The organism is Cognatundibacterium griseum (assembly GCF_014284195.1).
Classification (GTDB): domain Bacteria; phylum Pseudomonadota; class Gammaproteobacteria; order Burkholderiales; family Burkholderiaceae_D; genus Undibacterium; species Undibacterium griseum.
Genome location: NZ_JACOGC010000002.1, coordinates 845,797 through 864,262, shown reverse-complemented (window position 1 = coordinate 864,262; position 18,466 = coordinate 845,797). Strand labels below are relative to the sequence as shown.

General features: G+C 53.9%; 16 protein-coding genes and 2 pseudogenes. 6 read left to right on the top strand and 12 right to left on the bottom strand.

The genetic code is table 11. The annotated features are described in order from the left end of the window. Nucleotides 1-115: 115 nt before the first annotated feature. The 4 genes and pseudogenes from H8K27_RS08295 to H8K27_RS08280 all read right to left on the bottom strand — a co-directional run. Nucleotides 116-199 (bottom strand): annotated as a pseudogene (locus H8K27_RS08295) (chromate resistance protein ChrB domain-containing protein); the annotation flags it as partial. Nucleotides 200-243: 44 nt separating this feature from the next. Next, nucleotides 244-987, bottom strand: a complete 744-nt coding sequence (locus H8K27_RS08290) for a superoxide dismutase (protein WP_329604363.1) — start codon at nucleotides 985-987, stop codon at nucleotides 244-246. 11 nt (nucleotides 988-998) lie between these two features. Then, nucleotides 999-2,162, bottom strand: a complete 1,164-nt coding sequence (locus H8K27_RS08285; protein ID WP_186862660.1) for a chromate transporter — start codon at nucleotides 2,160-2,162, stop codon at nucleotides 999-1,001. Continuing rightward, nucleotides 2,159-3,115 (bottom strand): chromate resistance protein ChrB domain-containing protein, encoded by a 957-nt coding sequence (locus H8K27_RS08280; protein ID WP_186862659.1) that lies wholly within the window; start codon nucleotides 3,113-3,115, stop codon nucleotides 2,159-2,161. Before H8K27_RS08280 ends, H8K27_RS08285 begins: the two co-directional genes overlap by 4 nt. A 134-nt stretch (nucleotides 3,116-3,249) precedes the next feature. On the opposite strand from H8K27_RS08280, the gene H8K27_RS08275 reads away from it, so the two are divergent. After that, the gene (locus H8K27_RS08275; RefSeq protein WP_186862658.1) at nucleotides 3,250-4,296 is read left to right on the top strand and encodes a DMT family transporter; all 1,047 of its coding nucleotides are present in this window, start codon (nucleotides 3,250-3,252) and stop codon (nucleotides 4,294-4,296) included. A gap of 97 nt (nucleotides 4,297-4,393) precedes the next feature. Then, complete coding sequence (locus tag H8K27_RS08270) at nucleotides 4,394-5,374, top strand: site-specific integrase (RefSeq protein ID WP_186862657.1); 981 nt, start codon at nucleotides 4,394-4,396, stop codon at nucleotides 5,372-5,374. 66 nt (nucleotides 5,375-5,440) lie between these two features. Here H8K27_RS08270 and H8K27_RS08265 read toward each other — a convergent pair whose 3' ends face one another. The 8 genes and pseudogenes from H8K27_RS08265 to H8K27_RS08230 all read right to left on the bottom strand — a co-directional run bounded on the left by H8K27_RS08265 (nucleotide 5,441) and on the right by H8K27_RS08230 (nucleotide 14,682). After that, nucleotides 5,441-6,301, bottom strand: coding sequence for a CopD family protein (locus H8K27_RS08265; protein WP_186862656.1), 861 nt, complete (start codon nucleotides 6,299-6,301; stop codon nucleotides 5,441-5,443). 59 nt (nucleotides 6,302-6,360) lie between these two features. After that, a complete protein-coding gene (locus H8K27_RS08260) occupies nucleotides 6,361-6,711 on the bottom strand; it encodes a copper resistance CopC family protein (RefSeq protein ID WP_186862655.1) in 351 nt (116 codons plus the stop codon). Between the two features lie 60 nt (nucleotides 6,712-6,771). After that, the gene (locus H8K27_RS08255; protein ID WP_186862654.1) at nucleotides 6,772-9,921 is read right to left on the bottom strand and encodes an efflux RND transporter permease subunit; all 3,150 of its coding nucleotides are present in this window, start codon (nucleotides 9,919-9,921) and stop codon (nucleotides 6,772-6,774) included. Beyond that, a complete protein-coding gene (locus tag H8K27_RS08250) occupies nucleotides 9,918-11,441 on the bottom strand; it encodes an efflux RND transporter periplasmic adaptor subunit (RefSeq protein ID WP_186862653.1) in 1,524 nt (507 codons plus the stop codon). The genes H8K27_RS08255 and H8K27_RS08250 overlap by 4 nt, the downstream gene beginning before the upstream one ends. A gap of 2 nt (nucleotides 11,442-11,443) precedes the next feature. Continuing rightward, on the bottom strand, nucleotides 11,444-12,784 hold the full coding sequence (locus H8K27_RS08245; RefSeq protein WP_186862652.1) for a TolC family protein: 1,341 nt from the start codon (nucleotides 12,782-12,784) through the stop codon (nucleotides 11,444-11,446). A 66-nt stretch (nucleotides 12,785-12,850) separates the two neighbouring features. After that, a complete protein-coding gene (locus H8K27_RS08240) occupies nucleotides 12,851-13,270 on the bottom strand; it encodes a hypothetical protein (RefSeq protein WP_186862651.1) in 420 nt (139 codons plus the stop codon). 346 nt (nucleotides 13,271-13,616) lie between these two features. Beyond that, nucleotides 13,617-13,946, bottom strand: a pseudogene (locus tag H8K27_RS08235) (Tn3 family transposase); the annotation flags it as partial. Between the two features lie 43 nt (nucleotides 13,947-13,989). Next, nucleotides 13,990-14,682, bottom strand: a complete 693-nt coding sequence (locus H8K27_RS08230; protein ID WP_186862650.1) for a hypothetical protein — start codon at nucleotides 14,680-14,682, stop codon at nucleotides 13,990-13,992. Nucleotides 14,683-14,881: 199 nt separating this feature from the next. Between H8K27_RS08230 and H8K27_RS08225 the strand changes: the two genes are divergently transcribed. The 4 genes from H8K27_RS08225 (at nucleotide 14,882) to H8K27_RS08210 (ending at nucleotide 18,455) form a co-directional block, all read left to right on the top strand. Next, on the top strand, nucleotides 14,882-15,325 hold the full coding sequence (locus H8K27_RS08225) for an MFS transporter (RefSeq protein WP_186862649.1): 444 nt from the start codon (nucleotides 14,882-14,884) through the stop codon (nucleotides 15,323-15,325). A gap of 112 nt (nucleotides 15,326-15,437) precedes the next feature. Next, nucleotides 15,438-16,400 (top strand): MBL fold metallo-hydrolase, encoded by a 963-nt coding sequence (locus tag H8K27_RS08220; protein WP_186862648.1) that lies wholly within the window; start codon nucleotides 15,438-15,440, stop codon nucleotides 16,398-16,400. Nucleotides 16,401-16,683: 283 nt separating this feature from the next. After that, the gene (locus H8K27_RS08215) at nucleotides 16,684-16,842 is read left to right on the top strand and encodes a DUF2256 domain-containing protein (protein WP_186862647.1); all 159 of its coding nucleotides are present in this window, start codon (nucleotides 16,684-16,686) and stop codon (nucleotides 16,840-16,842) included. Nucleotides 16,843-16,925: 83 nt separating this feature from the next. Further along, entirely contained in the window at nucleotides 16,926-18,455 is a 1,530-nt protein-coding gene (locus H8K27_RS08210; protein ID WP_186862646.1) for a cryptochrome/photolyase family protein, read from the top strand. The last annotated feature ends 11 nt before the right edge of the window (nucleotides 18,456-18,466 follow it).

Sequence of the window (18,466 nt, the reverse complement as noted above, 5' to 3'; positions counted from 1 at the left end):
GCAACCGCATCTCGAAGTGCTTGAGCGACTGGCGCCTAGAAACTAACTTCGGTTTTTGCATAAGAGGATCGATCTATATGACTAAATCGCTTATGTGTCATTTCCACCTTTATCCCGGCACACCCTCGATGAAGCGCGCAATCAGCCAAGGGCAAGCGATACGGTCTATCTTCGGGCGTTCGCGGGTGATCCATTGCATGGCGGTCTCCTGATATCTACTTGAAAGGCGTTCGGGCACCCAAACTATGACTTCTTGTCGGCTGCCTCTAACCGGGCTGCCACGGCATCCCATTGGATGTTTTTGAAGAAGGCGTCGATGTACTTGGCTGCTGCTGCACCGTAATCCATCTGGTAAGAGTGCTCGTACATATCCATGACCAAAATGGGTAAGGTCGCTGCGGGGCCATGGGCATGATCGGCCAACCAGTAGTTTTCCAGCTGTCGGGTGTGCGTGTTATAGCCGAGCATAACCCAGCCCGAACCGCCACCCAAGCCAGCACCGATGCGGCGGAACTCGGTTTCCCAGGTGTCGAAGCTGCCGAAAGCATCGGCAATGGTCTTGCGCTCTTTGGCACCAGCTTGGCCATTGCCGCCGAGGTTGTCGAAATAAAATTCGTGAAATACGACAGAGCCGGTGCGCAGTAATTGCTCGCGCTTTAAGTCGTTATAGATGAAGGGCGGCGTGTCCTTATTGGCCAACGCTTCTGCAAGTTGCTTCTTGGCGACGCCCAATGCCTTGACCGAGCCGCCGTAATTGTTTTCCCAATGAGAACGGAGCATGCGCTCTGATAGCCCTGGCAATTTTGCAGGGTCGAAGGAAAGTGGTTTGAGTGAAGATTGACTCTCAAAGGCGGGAATGATGCTCATAATCGTTTTCTCCTGATCCTGAGATGGTTGGGCCAATGCCGCGCCGGAGGCCGCAACAGCAGTCGCAGCAATGGCTGCCTGCAATGCAGAACGACGAGACAAGTCGACGGATTGAGTCATTGGGGGCGTCCTTATACGTGATGCATCAAGGGATACATCGCCAGTCCAATCAGCGCAGCACCGGCAACGATGTAGGGTTCTTGGAGTTTCTTGAACTTCCACAGCAATACTGCCGTTATCAGAGCCAGCGCGGCGGTTGGCACATCCGTGATCGAGCGTTGTGCGAGCACGACCACCGAGCCGGCAATCGCTCCCACTGCGGCGGCCGTAATACCATCGACAAAAGCGATCAACGCGGGTCGCTTACCGTATTTTTTGAAATGTGGCGCCGCAATGACAGTGATCAGGTAACAAGGCAAGAAGGTCGCTCCCGCTGCCATGACTGCACCGGGGAAGCCAGCCACCAAGTAGCCGATGAAGCCCGTCGTGATCACCACCGGCCCCGGCGTAATCATCGCCACGGCTACGGCATCGACGAATTGTTTGTCCGTGAGCCAATGGTGTTCGGTGACGACGCCACCGTACAGAAAAGGAACAACGGCCAGACCCGACCCGAACACGAAGGCGCCGGCCTTGGTGAAGAACAGTAGGATTTGCCACAGCAAGTTCGGATCCCCCCCTAGCCAGCCCGCCAGCGGTAGCGGTGCAAGGCACAGATTCGTCGTCGTGCCCAGGCGCGGCTTTATGCGCACCACCCAGACCAGCACGCCAGCCGCGATGAACAGCCAGGCAATTTCAGATTGAGTGATGATGGTGACTGCAGCTAATGCAACAAAGATCACCCACAAGAGCTTGTCGCTTCCCACGTTTTTGGTAGATAACTTGTGCGCACTGATGGCCATGATACCAATCACGGCCGCACCTACGCCGTAGAACACAGCCTGCATCCAAGCCAAGCCGCCGTAAGAGACATAGGCCCAGCCCAGCCCGACCACCATCAAGAAGGACGGTATGACAAACGCGAAACCGGCCACGGTTGCGCCCCATATGCGGTAGTGCACGTAACCCAGGTAGATGGCCAGCTGCGCCGCCAGCGGTCCTGGAGCGATCTGTGCCAAGGCCAGCCCTTCTTTGTAGTCAGCTTCAGCAATCCAGCCGCGTTGTTCAACCAAATCACGATGCATGTAGCCAACCAGGGCCACCGGACCACCAAAACCTAAGGTGCCCAGACGCAGGAAATACAACAGCAATTGCCACAGGCTGTACCTGGGAGCGGACGATATTGCAGTATTCACTTGGTGTTCTCCACTGGTTTAGATACTAACTCACCTTGAAAGCTGAGCAGGAGGCTGTCAAATACCGCATTAGCCGCTGTGAGCAGTTGGTCATCGTCTTGGATCGCATTACGCAAGCCGGCCAAAATGCTTTCGACACCGACCGCTTCCGGCGGCTGCACTCCGCCCACATCCAGATAGTGAACAAGTTGACCTAGTCGCTGCAGACCGGGCTGTTCCAGTACAAAACTGGTCAGCAACACTTCGAAACTGACCCGGCTGCCGACGTGGCTGAAGGTCGCACCATCAAAATCGAAACCCAACGCATCCATCGGACAATCGGCTGGGCTGGCTAACCACAGAATGTCTGCGTTGGAGTCGATGAAACGACGGATCAGCCAAGCACATGCCAGTCTGTCCACCCAAGGGCGGCGACGCGTAGCCCAGGTACGGCCTTGATAGTCGGCAACCGACAATCGGCCTATCACATGGGAAATCGCATGCGGCTCATCCGGGGCCGAAACGCGGGCGCAGGCCAGCTCCAGCTCCTCTAGCGCCTGATCGGTCTGACGCTGTGCTTCGCCGGGATAAAAATCGATTTCTATCATGCCGCTAAAGGTCTTGCGTAGGCGACGCACCTGTTTGAGTATGTCGGGCAGGCTAGCTTCGGTTAGTTGCGTACGCGCCTGTACCACTTCGACCATCAGTGCTGCATAGTCGTCGCTGCGGTCGAACAGCCGACTGAAGTCGGCACCATTAGTGGGTTCGGCAAGCAACACGTAAGAACTGCCGCCGCTGCCGATTAAGTCAGCAGCGATCGCTTCCAAAGCGCTGCGACAGCCAGGCCGGTCCGGCATCAAGTAAACGCCATCGCGCAGCACTGCAGCACCGGACGCCTTCAAGGCGCGCCAGGCGCGCATGCGTGTTGCAGCATTTTCGGTGGGAAGGGAAAGAATCAGTAGTAGTATGCTCATGGAAGTAAAGATTAATACAAGAAAGTAGTAAACGCTACATAATTTATTGAGCTTATTTCAAAAATTTGATTTGCAGCCGCTACAATGCTGTAACCCCACTCTTTTTATTTACCCTTCCGTTAGAAATCGACACGATGTCGCAATTCCACTCTCATAACACCGGCGTTTCTGCAGCTTTAGGCGCCGCCCTCTTATTTGGTGCCGGCACGCCACTCGCCAAACTTTTACTGGCTGGTATCAACCCCTGGATGTTGGCAGGCTTACTGTATCTGGGTTCAGGCTTGGGCTTGACGCTGTATCGGTTATTCACAGGTGCAGAATCGGCCAAGCTGACCGGTAGCGAAGCATGGTGGTTCGGCGGAGCAGTCGTCAGTGGCGGAGTCATCGCTCCTGTTTTACTGATGATAGGTCTGAGCGGCATGCCTGCTTCGGGTGCATCTCTGTTACTGAATGCTGAAGGCGTCTTTACCGCTTTGTTGGCTTGGTTCGCTTTCAAGGAAAACTTCGACCGGCGCATTGCCTTGGGTATGCTGGTGATTGTGCTTGGGGCGGCAGTACTAAGTTGGCCTGGCCAGGTGGAGTTTTCCAGTATCTGGCCGGCGTTGGCCGTGTTAGGTGCTTGCCTGGCTTGGGGCATCGATAATAATTTGACGCGCAAGGTATCCTTGTCTGATGCTACTTGGATCGCCTCAGTCAAGGGTTTGGTAGCGGGTTCGGTCAATCTGACGCTGGCTTTTTTGGTTGGGGCGGCATGGCCGCACTGGCCTTATGGTCTCGGTGCAATGGTGGTTGGTTTCTTGGCCTATGGCGTGAGCTTGACCTTGTTTGTGGTCGGTTTGCGCCACCTGGGTACCGCACGCACCGGTGCTTATTTTTCAATCGCCCCATTCATCGGTGCCACGCTGGCTGTTCTCCTTGGCGACCCCGTCACGGCCCCCTTACTGTTGGCAGGCTCACTCATGGCGCTCGGCATCTGGCTGCATTTGACCGAACACCACGAACACGAGCATACACATGAGGAAATGGAGCATGAGCACGAACACGTGCATGACGAGCACCATCTTCACGATCATGAATTTCCCGTCGCTGCCGGCACCAAGCATAGCCATCCACACCGACATGAAGCGATCACGCATAGTCACAAGCATTTCCCCGATGCGCATCATCGGCATGAACATTAGGTCGATGAGAGCTTGAATCAATGAGAGACTTCGGTTTGCCTACATAAAATCAAGATAGCATTGTGTATGATCAGGGGAAGGTAGTCCAAAAATCATCATGAACAAACTCGATCAATACGTTCACGCAGCGACCAGGGATAACACGCGCAGCAGCTATCAGTCTGCTGTGCGTCATTTTGAGGTTGAATGGGGTGGCTTTCTGCCGGCAACGGCAGACAGTGTAGCGCGCTATCTGGCAGATCATGCCGAGTCGCTTTCCATCAACACACTGCGTCAACGTCTGGCGGCACTCGCACAGTGGCATATCGCCCAAGGATTCCCTGACCCTACCAAGGCTCCTATTGTGCGCAAAGTGTTTCGCGGTATTCAGGCACTACATCCCGCACAAGAAAAACGCGCCAAACCGCTGCAAATGGAGCAGTTGACCCGAGTCGTCGACTGGCTGGACCAAGCCATCGAGACGTCGCACCTAACCGGCAAGCGTGCCGACGAACTACGCCATGTTCGGAACAAAGCGATTTTGTTGCTGGGCTTCTGGCGCGGTTTTCGCGGTGACGAACTCACTCGAATGCGGATCGAGCACGTCGACGTCGTGTCTGGTGAAGGAATGAGTTGCTACTTTCCGCAAACCAAAGCCGACCGGCAATTCAAGGGCAGCAGCTTCAAGGTACCGGCATTGTCCCAATTATGCCCAGTATCTGCCTATCTGGATTGGATCGAATTGGCCGACCTGAAGGCTGGACCGGTATTTCGCGCAATTGATCGCTGGGGTCATGTCAGCCAGGACGGATTGCATGCGGACAGCTTGATCCCTTTGTTGCGATCGTTGTTTCACCATGCCGGCATTGAATCGCCGACGCAATACAGCGCGCACTCCTTGCGGCGAGGATTTGCAAATTGGGCAACGGCCAATGGCTGGGACATCAAAACACTGATGGAATATGTTGGCTGGAAAAACGTGCAATCTGCTATGCGCTATGTTGAAGGTGCCGACCCGTTCGCTCGGCTTCGTATCGAAACCAGCTTGACCGAACAAGCCGCTATGCCAGCGTGTAAAATCCTACGGAGTACACCGTAGACAACGTACGATTCCTCATCCTGGCTGTAACTAAATCGACGTTTTTGCTATTACCACCATGTGCCGTTATGCCAGCATCGGCGGCCCGGTCAACGTCGTGAAACAAGCTGTCATCAATAAAATCAGTCCAGCTACGACGACCTCGGCGGCAATCGAGCGCCGTAGACGAACTACTGCAGAGGATTCGCCTCGCTGCAACGCTGGCGTCAGGCGCCATTTATTCAGTGCAGCCAATCCCAGCAGCATGCACACCGCCACGAGCTTCACCATCATTAATTGCGCATAATCCGATTGCCACGCACCCGCAGAAAACCCCAGCAGCAGCCATAATAACGACAGCCCGGCAAAAAACAGGAGCGCGACAACGTAGGCAGCCAATTGTCCGAACCGGACAGCGATTCTTGCAATTTTGAGCGTATTGCTTTCGTCGCAGATTTGATAGAGAGGCCAAAGCGCTCCCAACCAGAATGCGACCGCCAATAAATGCAACACGATCAGACATTGTGCAGCGACAGCGCGCAGGCCATTTAATTCGTGCACATGTCCGACCAGTCCAAACGATGCACTCACCAGCACAGATCCAGTCGACACCAGTACAGTGAACTGATCGCTGGTGCGTCGGCCGACCCAACCCCATATCAGTAGCAAGCCCAGCACGCGCAAGCCGAGCGCCGTACCTTCGCTGGAGATCAGCTGCATGCGCAATATTTGAACATCGAACATGCCGCGCCAGTCGTCGCTCAACATACCGCTGGATATGAATATTCGAATCGCAGTCAGCATCAGCGCGAACAGCGCCGCTTTGCCGATGAAGCGACGACTACCAGCCAAATCCGCAGCATCCGACCATCGCCTGAAAAGAAAACTAAAAAATACGCCGCCGCTGGCCGCAAAACATGCGCCATAGGTCAGCGTCTTTGCCAGCACAGCGGCAAGCTGCCAGCCGTCTGCATTCAGCCATAAAGAATACAGCGCATGATTCACGCTTATTTTCCGGTCAAGGTAAAGGTGATGGTTCCCTTCATCGGATGACCGTCGTCGGACAGCGTGCTCCAGGTCGCTGCATATTTACCTGGCCCTAGTGAAGGCAAAGGAATAGAAAATCCTTTCGCGCCGTGCTCACTATCGACGCGCAGCAGAATGACCTCCTCGCCTTTGACGAGTTTGAGCATGATCAATTTGGTTGGATGACCAAAAGTCAAAGAGAAATTTTTGGGCGCAGTCGCCAGCACCGCGTTATTTGCCGGCGACGAGTTTTCCAGCATCGCATGGGCATGCGCCTGTCCGATGAATAGGATGCAGAGAATACCTGCTACCGATAGCATACGTTTGAACATATCTGTTTTCCTTTGAGCTCCAAAAAATTGTCGGTGAATTCTATCGTACGACCAGCGATCTCAGTTGCTTGATTCTTTTGACTTCCCCGGGATTTTCCGTCGCCGCAGCAACAGATACACCGCCGGTACTACGAACATCGAAAGTAAAGGCGCGGTCAGCATCCCGCCGACCATCGGTGCCGCTATTCTCTGCATTACTTCGGATCCGGTCCCGGTACCCAGCATAATGGGTAGCAGGCCAGCGATGATGACGGCGACCGTCATCGCCTTCGGTCGCACGCGCAGCACAGCGCCTTCACGGATCGCCTCCAGCAAGTCATATTCCGTTACTATGCCAGTATTCAGGCGTGCTTCCCACGCATGCTTCAAATACAGCAGCATGATGACACCGAATTCGGCGGACACGCCGGCCAAGGCAATGAAACCGACTCCGCTGGCGACCGACAGATTATGGCCGAGCGCCCACAATAACCACACCCCGCCAGCCAGTGCGAAAGGCAAGGTTGCCATGATCAGTGCCGCTTCATCGATGCGTTTAAAAGTCATGTACAGTAAGACAAAGATGATGAACAAGGTTGCCGGCACCACTATTGTCAATTTAGCGGTTGCACGCTCCAGATATTCAAATTGGCCGGACCAGGTCAGCGAATATGCGGCCGGTAAACGAACTTCCTTCGCAACGCTAATCTGCATATCTTTCACGACCGAGTTCAAGTCTCGGTCGCGAATATCGACATAAATCCACCCAGATAAACGAGCATTTTCGCTTTTCAGCATCGGCGGCCCATCGTTGATACGGATCGTGGCGATGTCGCCCAAACGGATTTGTGCACCGCGCTCGGTCAGCAGCGGCAACTGCCGCAATTTTTCGAGAGAATCGCGCAGTTCGCGCGGATAGCGAACGTTGATGGGGAAACGCTGCAAACCTTCGACCGTCTCGCCGATGTTGTCGCCGGCTATGGCTGCCGAGACGATGCTTTGCACATCGGCGATATTCATGCCATAACGCGCGGCAATGTCACGATTGATGTCGACGTCGATATAGCGCCCGCCATTCAAACGTTCAGCCAATGCCGAAGAAACGCCGGGCACTTGTTTAACGACGTGTTCGATCTGGCTGGCAATGCGGTCGATTTCCTTCAGATCGGTACCAGACACTTTTATCCCTACCGGGCTTTTGATGCCGGTTGCCAGCATGTCGATACGATTCCTGATCGGCGGCACCCAGATATTCGCCAGTCCCGGAACCTTGACGATACGGTCGAGTTCGGCGATCAGTTTTTCGGTCGTCATACCGGCCCGCCATTGCGTACGAGGTTTGAATTGTATGGTCGTTTCAAACATTTCCAACGGTGCCGGATCGGTTGCCGATTCGGCCCGCCCTGCTTTGCCGAACACGCTTTGCACTTCCGGCACGGTTTTGATCAGCCGGTCGGTTTGCTGCAGCAACTCGGAAACCTTACCGGCTGCGATACCAGGCAATGCCGACGGCATATACAGCAAATCGCCTTCATCCAATGGCGGCATGAATTCGCCGCCCAGCCGCGTCATCGGCCACACGGACATCACCGCAACCAATGCGGCTGCCAACAGCGTCAGCTTGGGGAAGCGCAGCACCCAATCGAGTAAAGGGCGATACAGCGCGATCAGAAATCGGTTCAGCGGATTTTTTTGCTCGTCCGGTATCTTGCCGCGTATCAGATAACCCATCAATATCGGAATCAGCGTGACCGCCAACGCTGCGGCTGCCGCCATTGCATAGGTTTTGGTGAATGCCAGCGGAGAAAACAAGCGTCCTTCCTGCGCCTCCAGCGTAAACACCGGAATAAAAGACAGTACGATGATCAGCAGCGAAAAAAACAATGCCGGTCCGACCTCACTGGCCGCATCGCCGATCACTCGCCAATGCGCATCGCCTTGCAAAGCTGCGCCGGGATGGCGATGTTTCCAGGCCTCGATATGCTTGTGCGCGTTTTCTATCATCACCACCGCCGCATCGACCATGGCCCCGACGGCGATCGCTATGCCGCCCAGCGACATGATGTTGGCATTGACGCCTTGATAGTACATCACAGTAAAGGCCATCAAAATGCCGACAGGCAAAGTGATGATCGCGACCAGCGCTGAACGTAAATGGAATAAGAAAATCGCACAGACAATCGCCACGACGATAAATTCCTCAATCAGCTTGTCTTGCAGATTACTCACCGCGCGTTTGATCAGATTCGAGCGATCGTAGGTAGTAATGATTTCTACACCGGGCGGCAGGCTGGATTGAAGCTTTTCCAGTTTTGCCTTGACGGCACCGATCGCTTCCAGCGCATTTTTACCTGAACGCATCACGATGACACCGCCGGCCACTTCCCCTTCGCCATTCAGATCCGCGATGCCGCGCCGCATTTCCGGACCGACCTGGATGCGGGCGACATCGCCCAGTCGCACGCTAATGCCGGCATCGGTCGCCATTAACGGTATTTGGCGGAAATCGTCCAGTGATTTCAGATAGCCGGACGCACGCACCATGTATTCGGCTTCGCCCAGTTCCAGCACCGAGCCGCCGCTCTCCTGATTCGCTTTTTGCACGGCCTCGATAATCTTACTATGCGAAATATTGTATGCACGCAGCTTATCGGGATCGAGCTGAATCTGGTATTGGCGCACCATGCCGCCTATGCTGGCAACCTCAGCGACATTCGGCACCGATTTTAATTCGAACTTCAAAAACCAGTCCTGTAGGGTGCGCAATTGCGACAAATCCATCTTGCCGCTACGGTCCACCAGCGCATACTCATAGACCCAGCCGACGCCGGTCGCATCCGGCCCCAACGAAGTCTTGGCCTGCGGTGGCAAGCGCGACTGCACCTGATTCAGGTATTCGAGCACGCGCGAGCGCGCCCAGTACAGATCGGTGCCGTCTTCAAACAACACATACACAAACGAATCGCCGAAAAAAGAATAGCCGCGTACGGTCTTTGCCCCCGGCACCGACAGCATGGTAGTGGTGAGCGGATAGGTGATCTGGTTTTCGACGATCTGCGGCGCCTGGCCTGGATAACTGGTGCGGATAATCACCTGCACATCGGAGAGATCGGGAATCGCATCGAGCGGCGTACGCGACAACGACCAGATGCCCCAGGTGGCCAGCATCAGCGTCGCTAACAGCACCAGAAAACGGTTAGCGATCGACCAGCGTATCAGTTTGGCGATCATCGCTTGCCTCCAGCTGCATTTTCGGCAGGAACGATCTCCGTGATCTGGAATGCGCCGCCTCTGGTTTGCTGGATTTCGAAATGCACGCTGCTGCCTACCCGAATCGATTGGGGGAGCCCGGCCGGCGGCAGTTTGAAATTCATGGTCATCGCATCCCAATGCAGGCTGGCGATCGCGTCGTGAGAAATTGTGATCTCATCTTGCGCTATCTTTTCCACGATACCGCTAGCATAGTGCAAGACCGGCATGCTTTTCACTGGTTGTGCAGCCGGTTTGCCGGAGACGTCCTGCGTGTCGTTACCTAATCTCGCACTGGTCCCTTTCAGGCTGGCTTCGGAATCGATCAGGAACTGGCCTGAAACGACCACCTTTTGCCCAACGTCGAGCCCCTTCGTGACTTCGGTCCGGCCCTTGCTTTCCATGCCAGTTTCTATTTCAGCCGGAGTGAATCGACCATTTCCCTTATCCAGCATGACCAGCGTGCGCGTACCTGTTTGTATGACGGCTTCGCTAGGGATCAGCAACATGTCTTGACGAGCGAAGGTATTGAAGTTGAGCTTGACGAACATGCCCGGCAACAATTGACGATTGACATTGCGTAGTTCGATGCGCGCTTTCAAAGTACGCGTGCCCGCATCGATTTGCGGTAACACAGCGTCGATTTTTCCTTTGAACAGAACACCGGGTAAGGATGCCGTGCTCGCTTCGACAGCATTCCCGACATGTACTTGCTCCGCCTGGTTTTCTGGAATCTCGGCGTTGACCCAGATCGTTTCCAGTCCATTGATCCGGAACATAGGCGTACCGGTCGCGACGGCCATTCCTTCGCGCACCGCTAATTCAGAAATCACGCCGGCAACCGGCGCTACCACGGTGAGACGGGGATGCACTTTTCCGCTGCTTTCGACCAGGCGAATCTGTTCATCCGTCATGCCGACCAAACGCATTCTTTGTTTTGCCCCATCGAGCAGGCCGTCAATGCCGCCACTTTGCAAGCGTTTTACCGTTAAGAACTCTTCCTGTGCCGCGACCCACTCCGGCATATACAGTTCGGCCAACGCCTGCCCCTTTCGAACCGTATCCAAAGGTGTGCGCACGAAAAGCTTTTCGAGATAGCCGTTATTTCGCGCCTGGACGAACACCATCTCTCGTTCGTTGTAAGCGACATTACCCACCGCGCTGAGTGTGCCGCCCAGACTGCCACGTACCACCTCGGCCGTCCGCATGCCGAGATTCTGCTGGATGCGCGGACTGACCGCAACGGAACCTTCGTCAACCGCGTCGGCATACACCGGCACCAGCGGCATGTCCATGAACGGCGATTTGCCCGGCTTATCGAATTTCTGCGTCGGTACCATTGGATCTTGCCAATACAGGACTTTTTTGTCCGCTTTAACAAGCGGATTCTGGCTCGCCGCTGCTTGCGTACCTTGACGAATTCCCAGTTGATAGAGCGCGTAAGCGCCGCCGGCCAGCAAGCCAGTCGCCACCAGCATTGCGATGATTTTTGTGTTTTTCATGCTTAGTCCTTGTGCTGTGAATTCACGTTGACGGCGGATTGCGTGTCGCTGGGGATCATGAAATTGAGCTGTGCCCAGAGGCGCGCCGTATCGGCGCGCAGTTGCAAGGCTTGCAAACGGGTATCGATCTCATTGCGCCGGGCAGCCAATACCTCGCTGAGGTTCGCCTTGCCGCCGCGATAGGCGCCGAGACTTGCCTGGGTACGTTCTCCCGCCAAAGGGATCAGCTCGCTTTGATACCGGGTGAGCCGTTGCAGGTCGCTTTGCCACTCTTCCGCAACGGCCTGGGTTTCAGCGTTATGCGCTCGCAGAGCTTCATCGCGTTCGGCCTTCGCTTGCTCCAGCAAAGCCAATTTTGCCGATAATTCACGGTCCTGGCGATGTGCTTGATCCCATTGGAAAGGGAGCGAAAAACCGATCGATACCATATTCGAATAAGCAGGACCTCGCTGCTGATAGGCGACTTCAACGCTCCAGTCGGTTTTCTTGTTCGCCTCGGCCAATCTGGCATCGGCTTGCGCTATGTCGATTTGCCGCGTCAATGCCGCTATTTGCGGATGATGCGGCAATGCACTTTCCAGAACAGTCGTCGCCAATGGGATCTGGTCGATACGCGGTTCTTCCGCCAGGCGCTTGTCGTCTGAGCTTCCCGTCCAGCGACGCAATAAAATCTTTGCGTTAGCCAGCTTGCGTTGCGCTTCGCTCATGCGATCGTCGACCATGGCTAAAGCGCTGCGAGCGGCGAAGATGTCCGCCTGCGTACCGCGACCGGCGCGATAGCTGCCTTCGGCAGCTTCGGCTTCCAGCCTGGCCTGCGCCGCTTGCTCTGCAACGATGGCTACCATCCGTTCGGCGTACAGACGATCGAGCCAGGCAATTGCCGTATCGCGTTGCAGCGCCGCAAGTAACACACTTTTTTCGGCGAGCGACCTATCGGCATTGCGATCGTAAATCTCGGCGCGTAATCGACGTTTTTCGCTGCGGGTCAATTCCTGCATGATGCCGACCCGGCGCATGGTCATGAAGTCGCTGGTGAGGCTGCCACGGTCAGGGCCGTTGAGCGGCAAATTATCGACACCGATTTTAAGCACGGGATCCGGTAGTTGGGCAGCGGCGACCGCCATCTCGCGTGCAGCGTTGACGGCCATGTCCTGCGCCGGTAATTGGCGCGAATGCGCAACGGCCAGTTGCAGCGCCTGATTCAAGCTCAGCGCGCTATCTTGCGCATGTGCTGAAAATGAGCCGACAGCCGAAGCGAGAGCGACCGCAAGCAAACTGCCGCGTTTAAATGCAGTATAAGGATGGCGCCCAGTAACAATGGGCGTGCAGAGTGAAAAAGACATAGTGACTCCAGATAGCAAGATGAACTGCCGTCAAAATTTGACGGGAACAGAGAGCAATCTGGAGTATTAAATGCGGAAACAGCAGTGAAGAATGGCGAGCGGCGGAGCTGCAGTGGCAAGATGAAAGCTGAGACCTGACAAGAGGGATTCGTTCAGTTGCACAGGTTCGATCATTTCAACCGTTCGTAAAATCCCGGCGCCAACGAAAGCCGGCACGTCCGGCAATTGCGGCTTATCGAAAGACTGTTTGCTCAACGGATCTTGTGCATGCGTATGACATAGTACCGGTTGTGCCATGTCCATTCCTTCGCAATCGGACATAGCAGCCATCGTCATGCCTTCCATCGACGGATCTGGCGTGCCAACGCTATGGCTCTGAATCTCGCTCGTGCCACGACAGACGTACGAAGCCATCGCAAGCTGCATGAATAACATGCTGAAGAGAGCGAGACTAACGGTAATCAGTTTGGAAAGGCGAAATTTCATCGGCAAATCAAATCAACATGGTCTTTGCAATACCTGAAACGGAACAGAATTCATTATGGCAGAATTGAATTTTCTATTCTACAAAAAAGACTTTCCCAGTCAGTCGCATTTTATTCTCAGTCCGTTAGTGCTTTTTTGAGGCGTATCAAGTTCATTTAAGTGATTATCTCTTTACAAGGCAACTGTTCATGTCGTTTAAAATCACATTGTCATGTCGCCTACTTAGATGCGCAATCGGAGTGCATTACCAATGACGGATACAGAGCTCAAGCTCATCGCGAGTGCTGCAATCAACGGCGACAACAACCACCCGGTTAGCGGATATAAAACACCTGCCGCGATCGGTATTCACAATAATCATGTTCGCCACCAAATGATTATATTTCATTACTTTACGCTGCTCATGGCCCAAATTTCGATAATAATGCTTTCATTGCCAAAGAACGATCATTGTGCAAAATTGTTGAACTGCTCAGATTTATTAGTTGCTGTATGTATCGTTCTTCTCAGTTGAGGATCTCCCACGTAACGAAGCAAGAAAATGGTGCGAATCACTCGTCCGAGTTCCCAAAATGCAAAATAGAGTTTATTTTTACGAATATTTTTACGAATTACTGTCCAGACGGCGCAGGAGTGTCGATGGCACGATTTTTCCGGCTTTTATTGAAACGGCTAAGGGCCGGAATGCAGAAACAAGGAGCGCTTCTCTGCGCATGATTTCAGAAAGCCCAACTGGAAAGCCATCTGAACCCTTCATATTCTTTTGGCTCAAATGATTGTGATCCTGTCCTCGGCCAGTAGGAGCAAGCGGCCTGCATAAGTCGTGCAAGCGCTTCGTAGCGACGAACTTGGACTGTTGTAGCTTTATAAGGAGCATGAATAATTTTTAAAGGCGTGGAGTGGAAGGGGCAACGGGCCAACCAATGATATTCATGTAGGTAGCTGTGATAGCCGATAGACGCACATCGCTCGCAATACCGTACTGAGTCGCCCACCTTCTCTGGCACAATCGAGAGGTCATGCCCCAGCCCCAAATTGATTGTTTCACCGAGGACGCCTTGTACAGTGGTTAAATCTTCATCGAGAGTAGTTGCCAGTCGGTCGATATCCACCCCACTCGGGGTGGAAGTATTCCCTAAAATGTGCTGGAAATACGACTCGCACTCTCGCAACTTTATGCCGTTCAGGTGAGCAAATCGGGTAATCAGTGATAGGCTCGTAATGCGTTTTACATGCTCGGCCGGAAAGCCTTGCAAAAAGAGGGTAACAGCAGATTTTCGAGCGAAATAAAGAACCCGAAGATCACCGCTCAGGGCACCCTCATCCGGGGTTGGCCACGTCGAGACGTCAATGCTACTGCCGCCAATGACACGATTTGAATATTGTGAATGAACATCCGGGCCTTCTTGCATAGTGGCTCCTCAGAACTATATTCATTTAGCAACACTATCATGTCCTTTGATGCGATACAAGTACGCAAAAAAGGAGTTTCGGAATATCTACAATTTGCTGCAAATCGTTCGAGAAAGAGACAATTTTCTGCAATCAAATTTTGCACAAAATTGTACTTTTTAGGAGTATTCCCACAGTGAAACGTTGGAGAACAGTTTTATGCAATCAGACGTCATTGGCGCTCTGATATTTGCAGCCCTGTCGACCGTCATGCGGCCTCGCCTGGCGACGGCATTGATCATGTTCGCGGGCGCCGTTTCGTACGTTCTGTACGCGAATTATTTCCATACGCTGACGCTGGCCTTATCCCTCGCCGTCCTTGTTGGCATTTGCGCCAACGGCGGCATGGCGGCCTTCTATGCGATCAGCCCAAGCATCTATCCTGTCGCAGCGCGCGGCACTGGTGTCGGCCTCATGATTGGCTTCGGCAGGGGTGTAGCAATTCTGGCGCCGATTTTCACGGGATATCTGCTCAAGGCAGGCGCTACCCCGCAATTCGCGTACCAGTTGTTTGGCGGGGTACTGCTGTGCTCGGGCATTCTCACCGTCCTGCTTGACCGGACTTACGCCAAGGATGCCCAAGGTCTGCTGGCCACCGCGTAGCGTAATGCACTGCGATCTGGCGGTTGCTCAAGCTCAGTGAAACCGCAAGTTTTTTTTCCGCCAGCTTCCTCTCGACGCCAGTTCTCGTGGCTTTTTAACCTTTAGGAAAACCATGAACAAGACCTTCACTTCCCTGCTTGCCAGCTGTCTGCTCGTGCTGACGTTCACAGCGCATGCGCAAACCGATTTCAAGGTGACCCTTCTCGGTACTGGCTCACCGAATCCCGATTCGCAGCGATTTGGACCGGCTACGCTCGTTCAGACAGGCAGCCAAACGTTGCTGATCGACGCTGGTCGCGGTGCCTCGATCCGCATGTGGCAGCTCGGTGTACCGCTCAGTCGTCTCAACGCGGTGCTGCTGACGCATTTCCATTCCGACCATACCAGTGGGATTGCCGATATCTGGCTGACCGGTTGGGTTGACACACCGTATGGGCGGCGCAAAACGCCGTTCCAGGTCATTGGGCCGATTGGCACGAAGCGCCTGATGCAGGGCTTGGAGCAGGCCTACGCCGACGACGTAAACATCCGTCTGAAAGATGAGAAAAATCCGCCGGCGGGTATCAAGGTGGCGGTGAAGGAATTCAAATCGGAGGGCGTGGTATACCAGCAGGATGGCGTGGTCGTCACGGCGTTTGAAGTCGATCACGGAGATGCCATCAAACCGGCCTATGGCTATCGCATCGATTACAAGGGCCATTCCGTCGTGGTCTCGGGCGACACCCGTTGTACGGAAAATGTTGTGAAATATGGCAAGAATACCGACCTGCTAATCCATGAAGTAGCAATTGCCAACCTTGACGCCCTTAACGGCAACGAGGGGTTCAGGCGCATCTTCGCGCATCACACTTCACCGCAGCAGGCTGGACGGATTTTCAGTCAGGCTAGGCCTCGCATGGCCGCCTACACCCATCTGGTATTCCTGCCCGACCCGCGCTTTCCGGTGCCATCCGTGGACGATGTCATGCATCAGACCCGCGAAACCTATGACGGTCCCCTGCAGATAGGGGCCGATCTCATGACGTTCAGTATCGGGGAAACCATCGATGTCAAACCGTTTAGTCCTAAGCAATAAGGTCATTCCAAAGCGGTGCGCTTGAATGTAAGGTAAGCAGCAATTTAGGAAACCGCCTTCTCCCCTTCTCTAATAAACGTAATACCCGGGATTGTGCAGATTTATGTCTGAGCCACCTCAATCCTGGCAATACAAAAGTAGGAATTGTTTTAAAATATGACTTTGTAGTCATTTTTCGCACTTTTCGGTCATTTTTTATCGAGGCGATTTTGTCGATCTGGATCGTCAAATGAGTAGTCATGCTATTTGAACGATCAGCTGGCGCATTTTCAGGAGGCAAACGATGCAAGGCAAATTTAAGGGTAATAAATCTTATTTGCCATCCAAGCCTTGTCAAGCTTGCGGCAGAACCATGAGCTGGCGCAAAAAATGGGCGCAGAATTGGGGGCAGGTAAAGTTCTGTTCTGATCGCTGTCGTCAGCAAAGGGAGAGTTCGCAATGAAAATCGATCACCACCTATCAGCCGGGCTCTTCAGCCGTTCCCGGTGCTACCGGATTGTTACTGCTCTTTAAAGGTGTCGACCCATGACAGAATTGCGTTTGATCCTGGGCGACCAGCTGAATCCGCGTCATAGCTGGTTTTCCGAAGTCCGGCCGGATGTGGTCTATCTGCTGCTGGAACTGCATCAGGAAACCAGCTATGTGTTGCATCATGCTCAAAAAATCCTTGGTATTTTTGCAGCCATGCGCAATTTCGCGACAGAACTGCGTCAGGCCGGACACCGGGTTCGTTACGTAAAAATCGATGAGACCAGCAACCGGCCGAGTTTGTGCGCGAATCTGGATGCCCTGATTGCACACTATCAGGCAGATCGTCTGCTGTGGCAGGAGCCAGACGAGTTCCGGCTGGATCAGGCCTTACATCAATGGGCCAGTCAACTGAGTATCCCTGCCGCTGCGGTCGACAGCGAACATTTTTTTACTCAAAGGCAGGATGCGGCGGAATTTTTCAAAGGCAAACGGCAATGGCGGATGGAGTATTTTTACCGTGCGATGCGCCAAAAGCATGCCGTACTGATGACTGCCGATAATAAGCCTGCTGGTGGTCAGTGGAATTTTGACGCGGATAATCGCCGGACATGGAAGGGCCAGCCGCTACCTGCACCGGATCTGCGCCCCTTGCATGACCATAGCGCATTATGGCAAACCATTTGCAATGCGGGCGTGACAAGTTTCGGTGAGGCCTGTGCGAAGAATTTTCGCTGGCCATTGAACCGGGTTGAAGCGCTGCAGCAGCTTGACTATTTTATCGAACACCAACTGCCGTTTTTTGGTGATTATCAGGATGCAATGCATAGCCAACAGCCGTTTCTGTTTCATTCCCTGTTGTCCTTTGGCTTGAATCTGAAAATGCTTGATCCAGCTGAAGTCGTGCAGGCGGCTGCCGCGGCATGGCATGCCGGACGAGTACCGCTGGCGGCAGCGGAGGGATTCATTCGCCAGATACTGGGTTGGCGCGAATATATACGCGGCATTTACTGGGCCAGCATGCCGGAATACGTCAGTCAAAATAGCTTGCAACACCAGTTGCCACTGCCGCCCTGGTTCTGGAACGGCCAAACCCGTATGCGCTGCCTGTCGGCGGTGATCGGACAATCGCTGCAAACTGCTTACGCACATCACATACAGCGCCTGATGGTCACCGGAAATTTTTCCCTGTTGGCCGGGCTTGATCCGCAACAGCTACATGAATGGTATTTGGGTATCTATATCGATGCTTTCGAATGGGTCGAGCTACCCAATACGCTCGGCATGAGTCAGTTCGCCGATGGCGGCAAGCTGGCCAGCAAGCCGTATGTGTCCTCGGCGGCCTATCTGCAGCGCATGAGCAATTACTGCAGTGATTGCGTCTACCAACCCAAACAGCGTACCGGCGAGCATGCCTGCCCGTTCAATGCACTTTACTGGGATTTTTTTGCGCGTCACTTTGAGCGTTTTGAACGTAATCCAAGATTGGCTTTCGTCTACAAGCAGCTCAAGCAATTCAGTCAAACCGAACTGGACGCGATAAAAGAACGTGCGGACTATCTCAAGCAGAATCTGAATACGCTATGAAGCGGCATGTC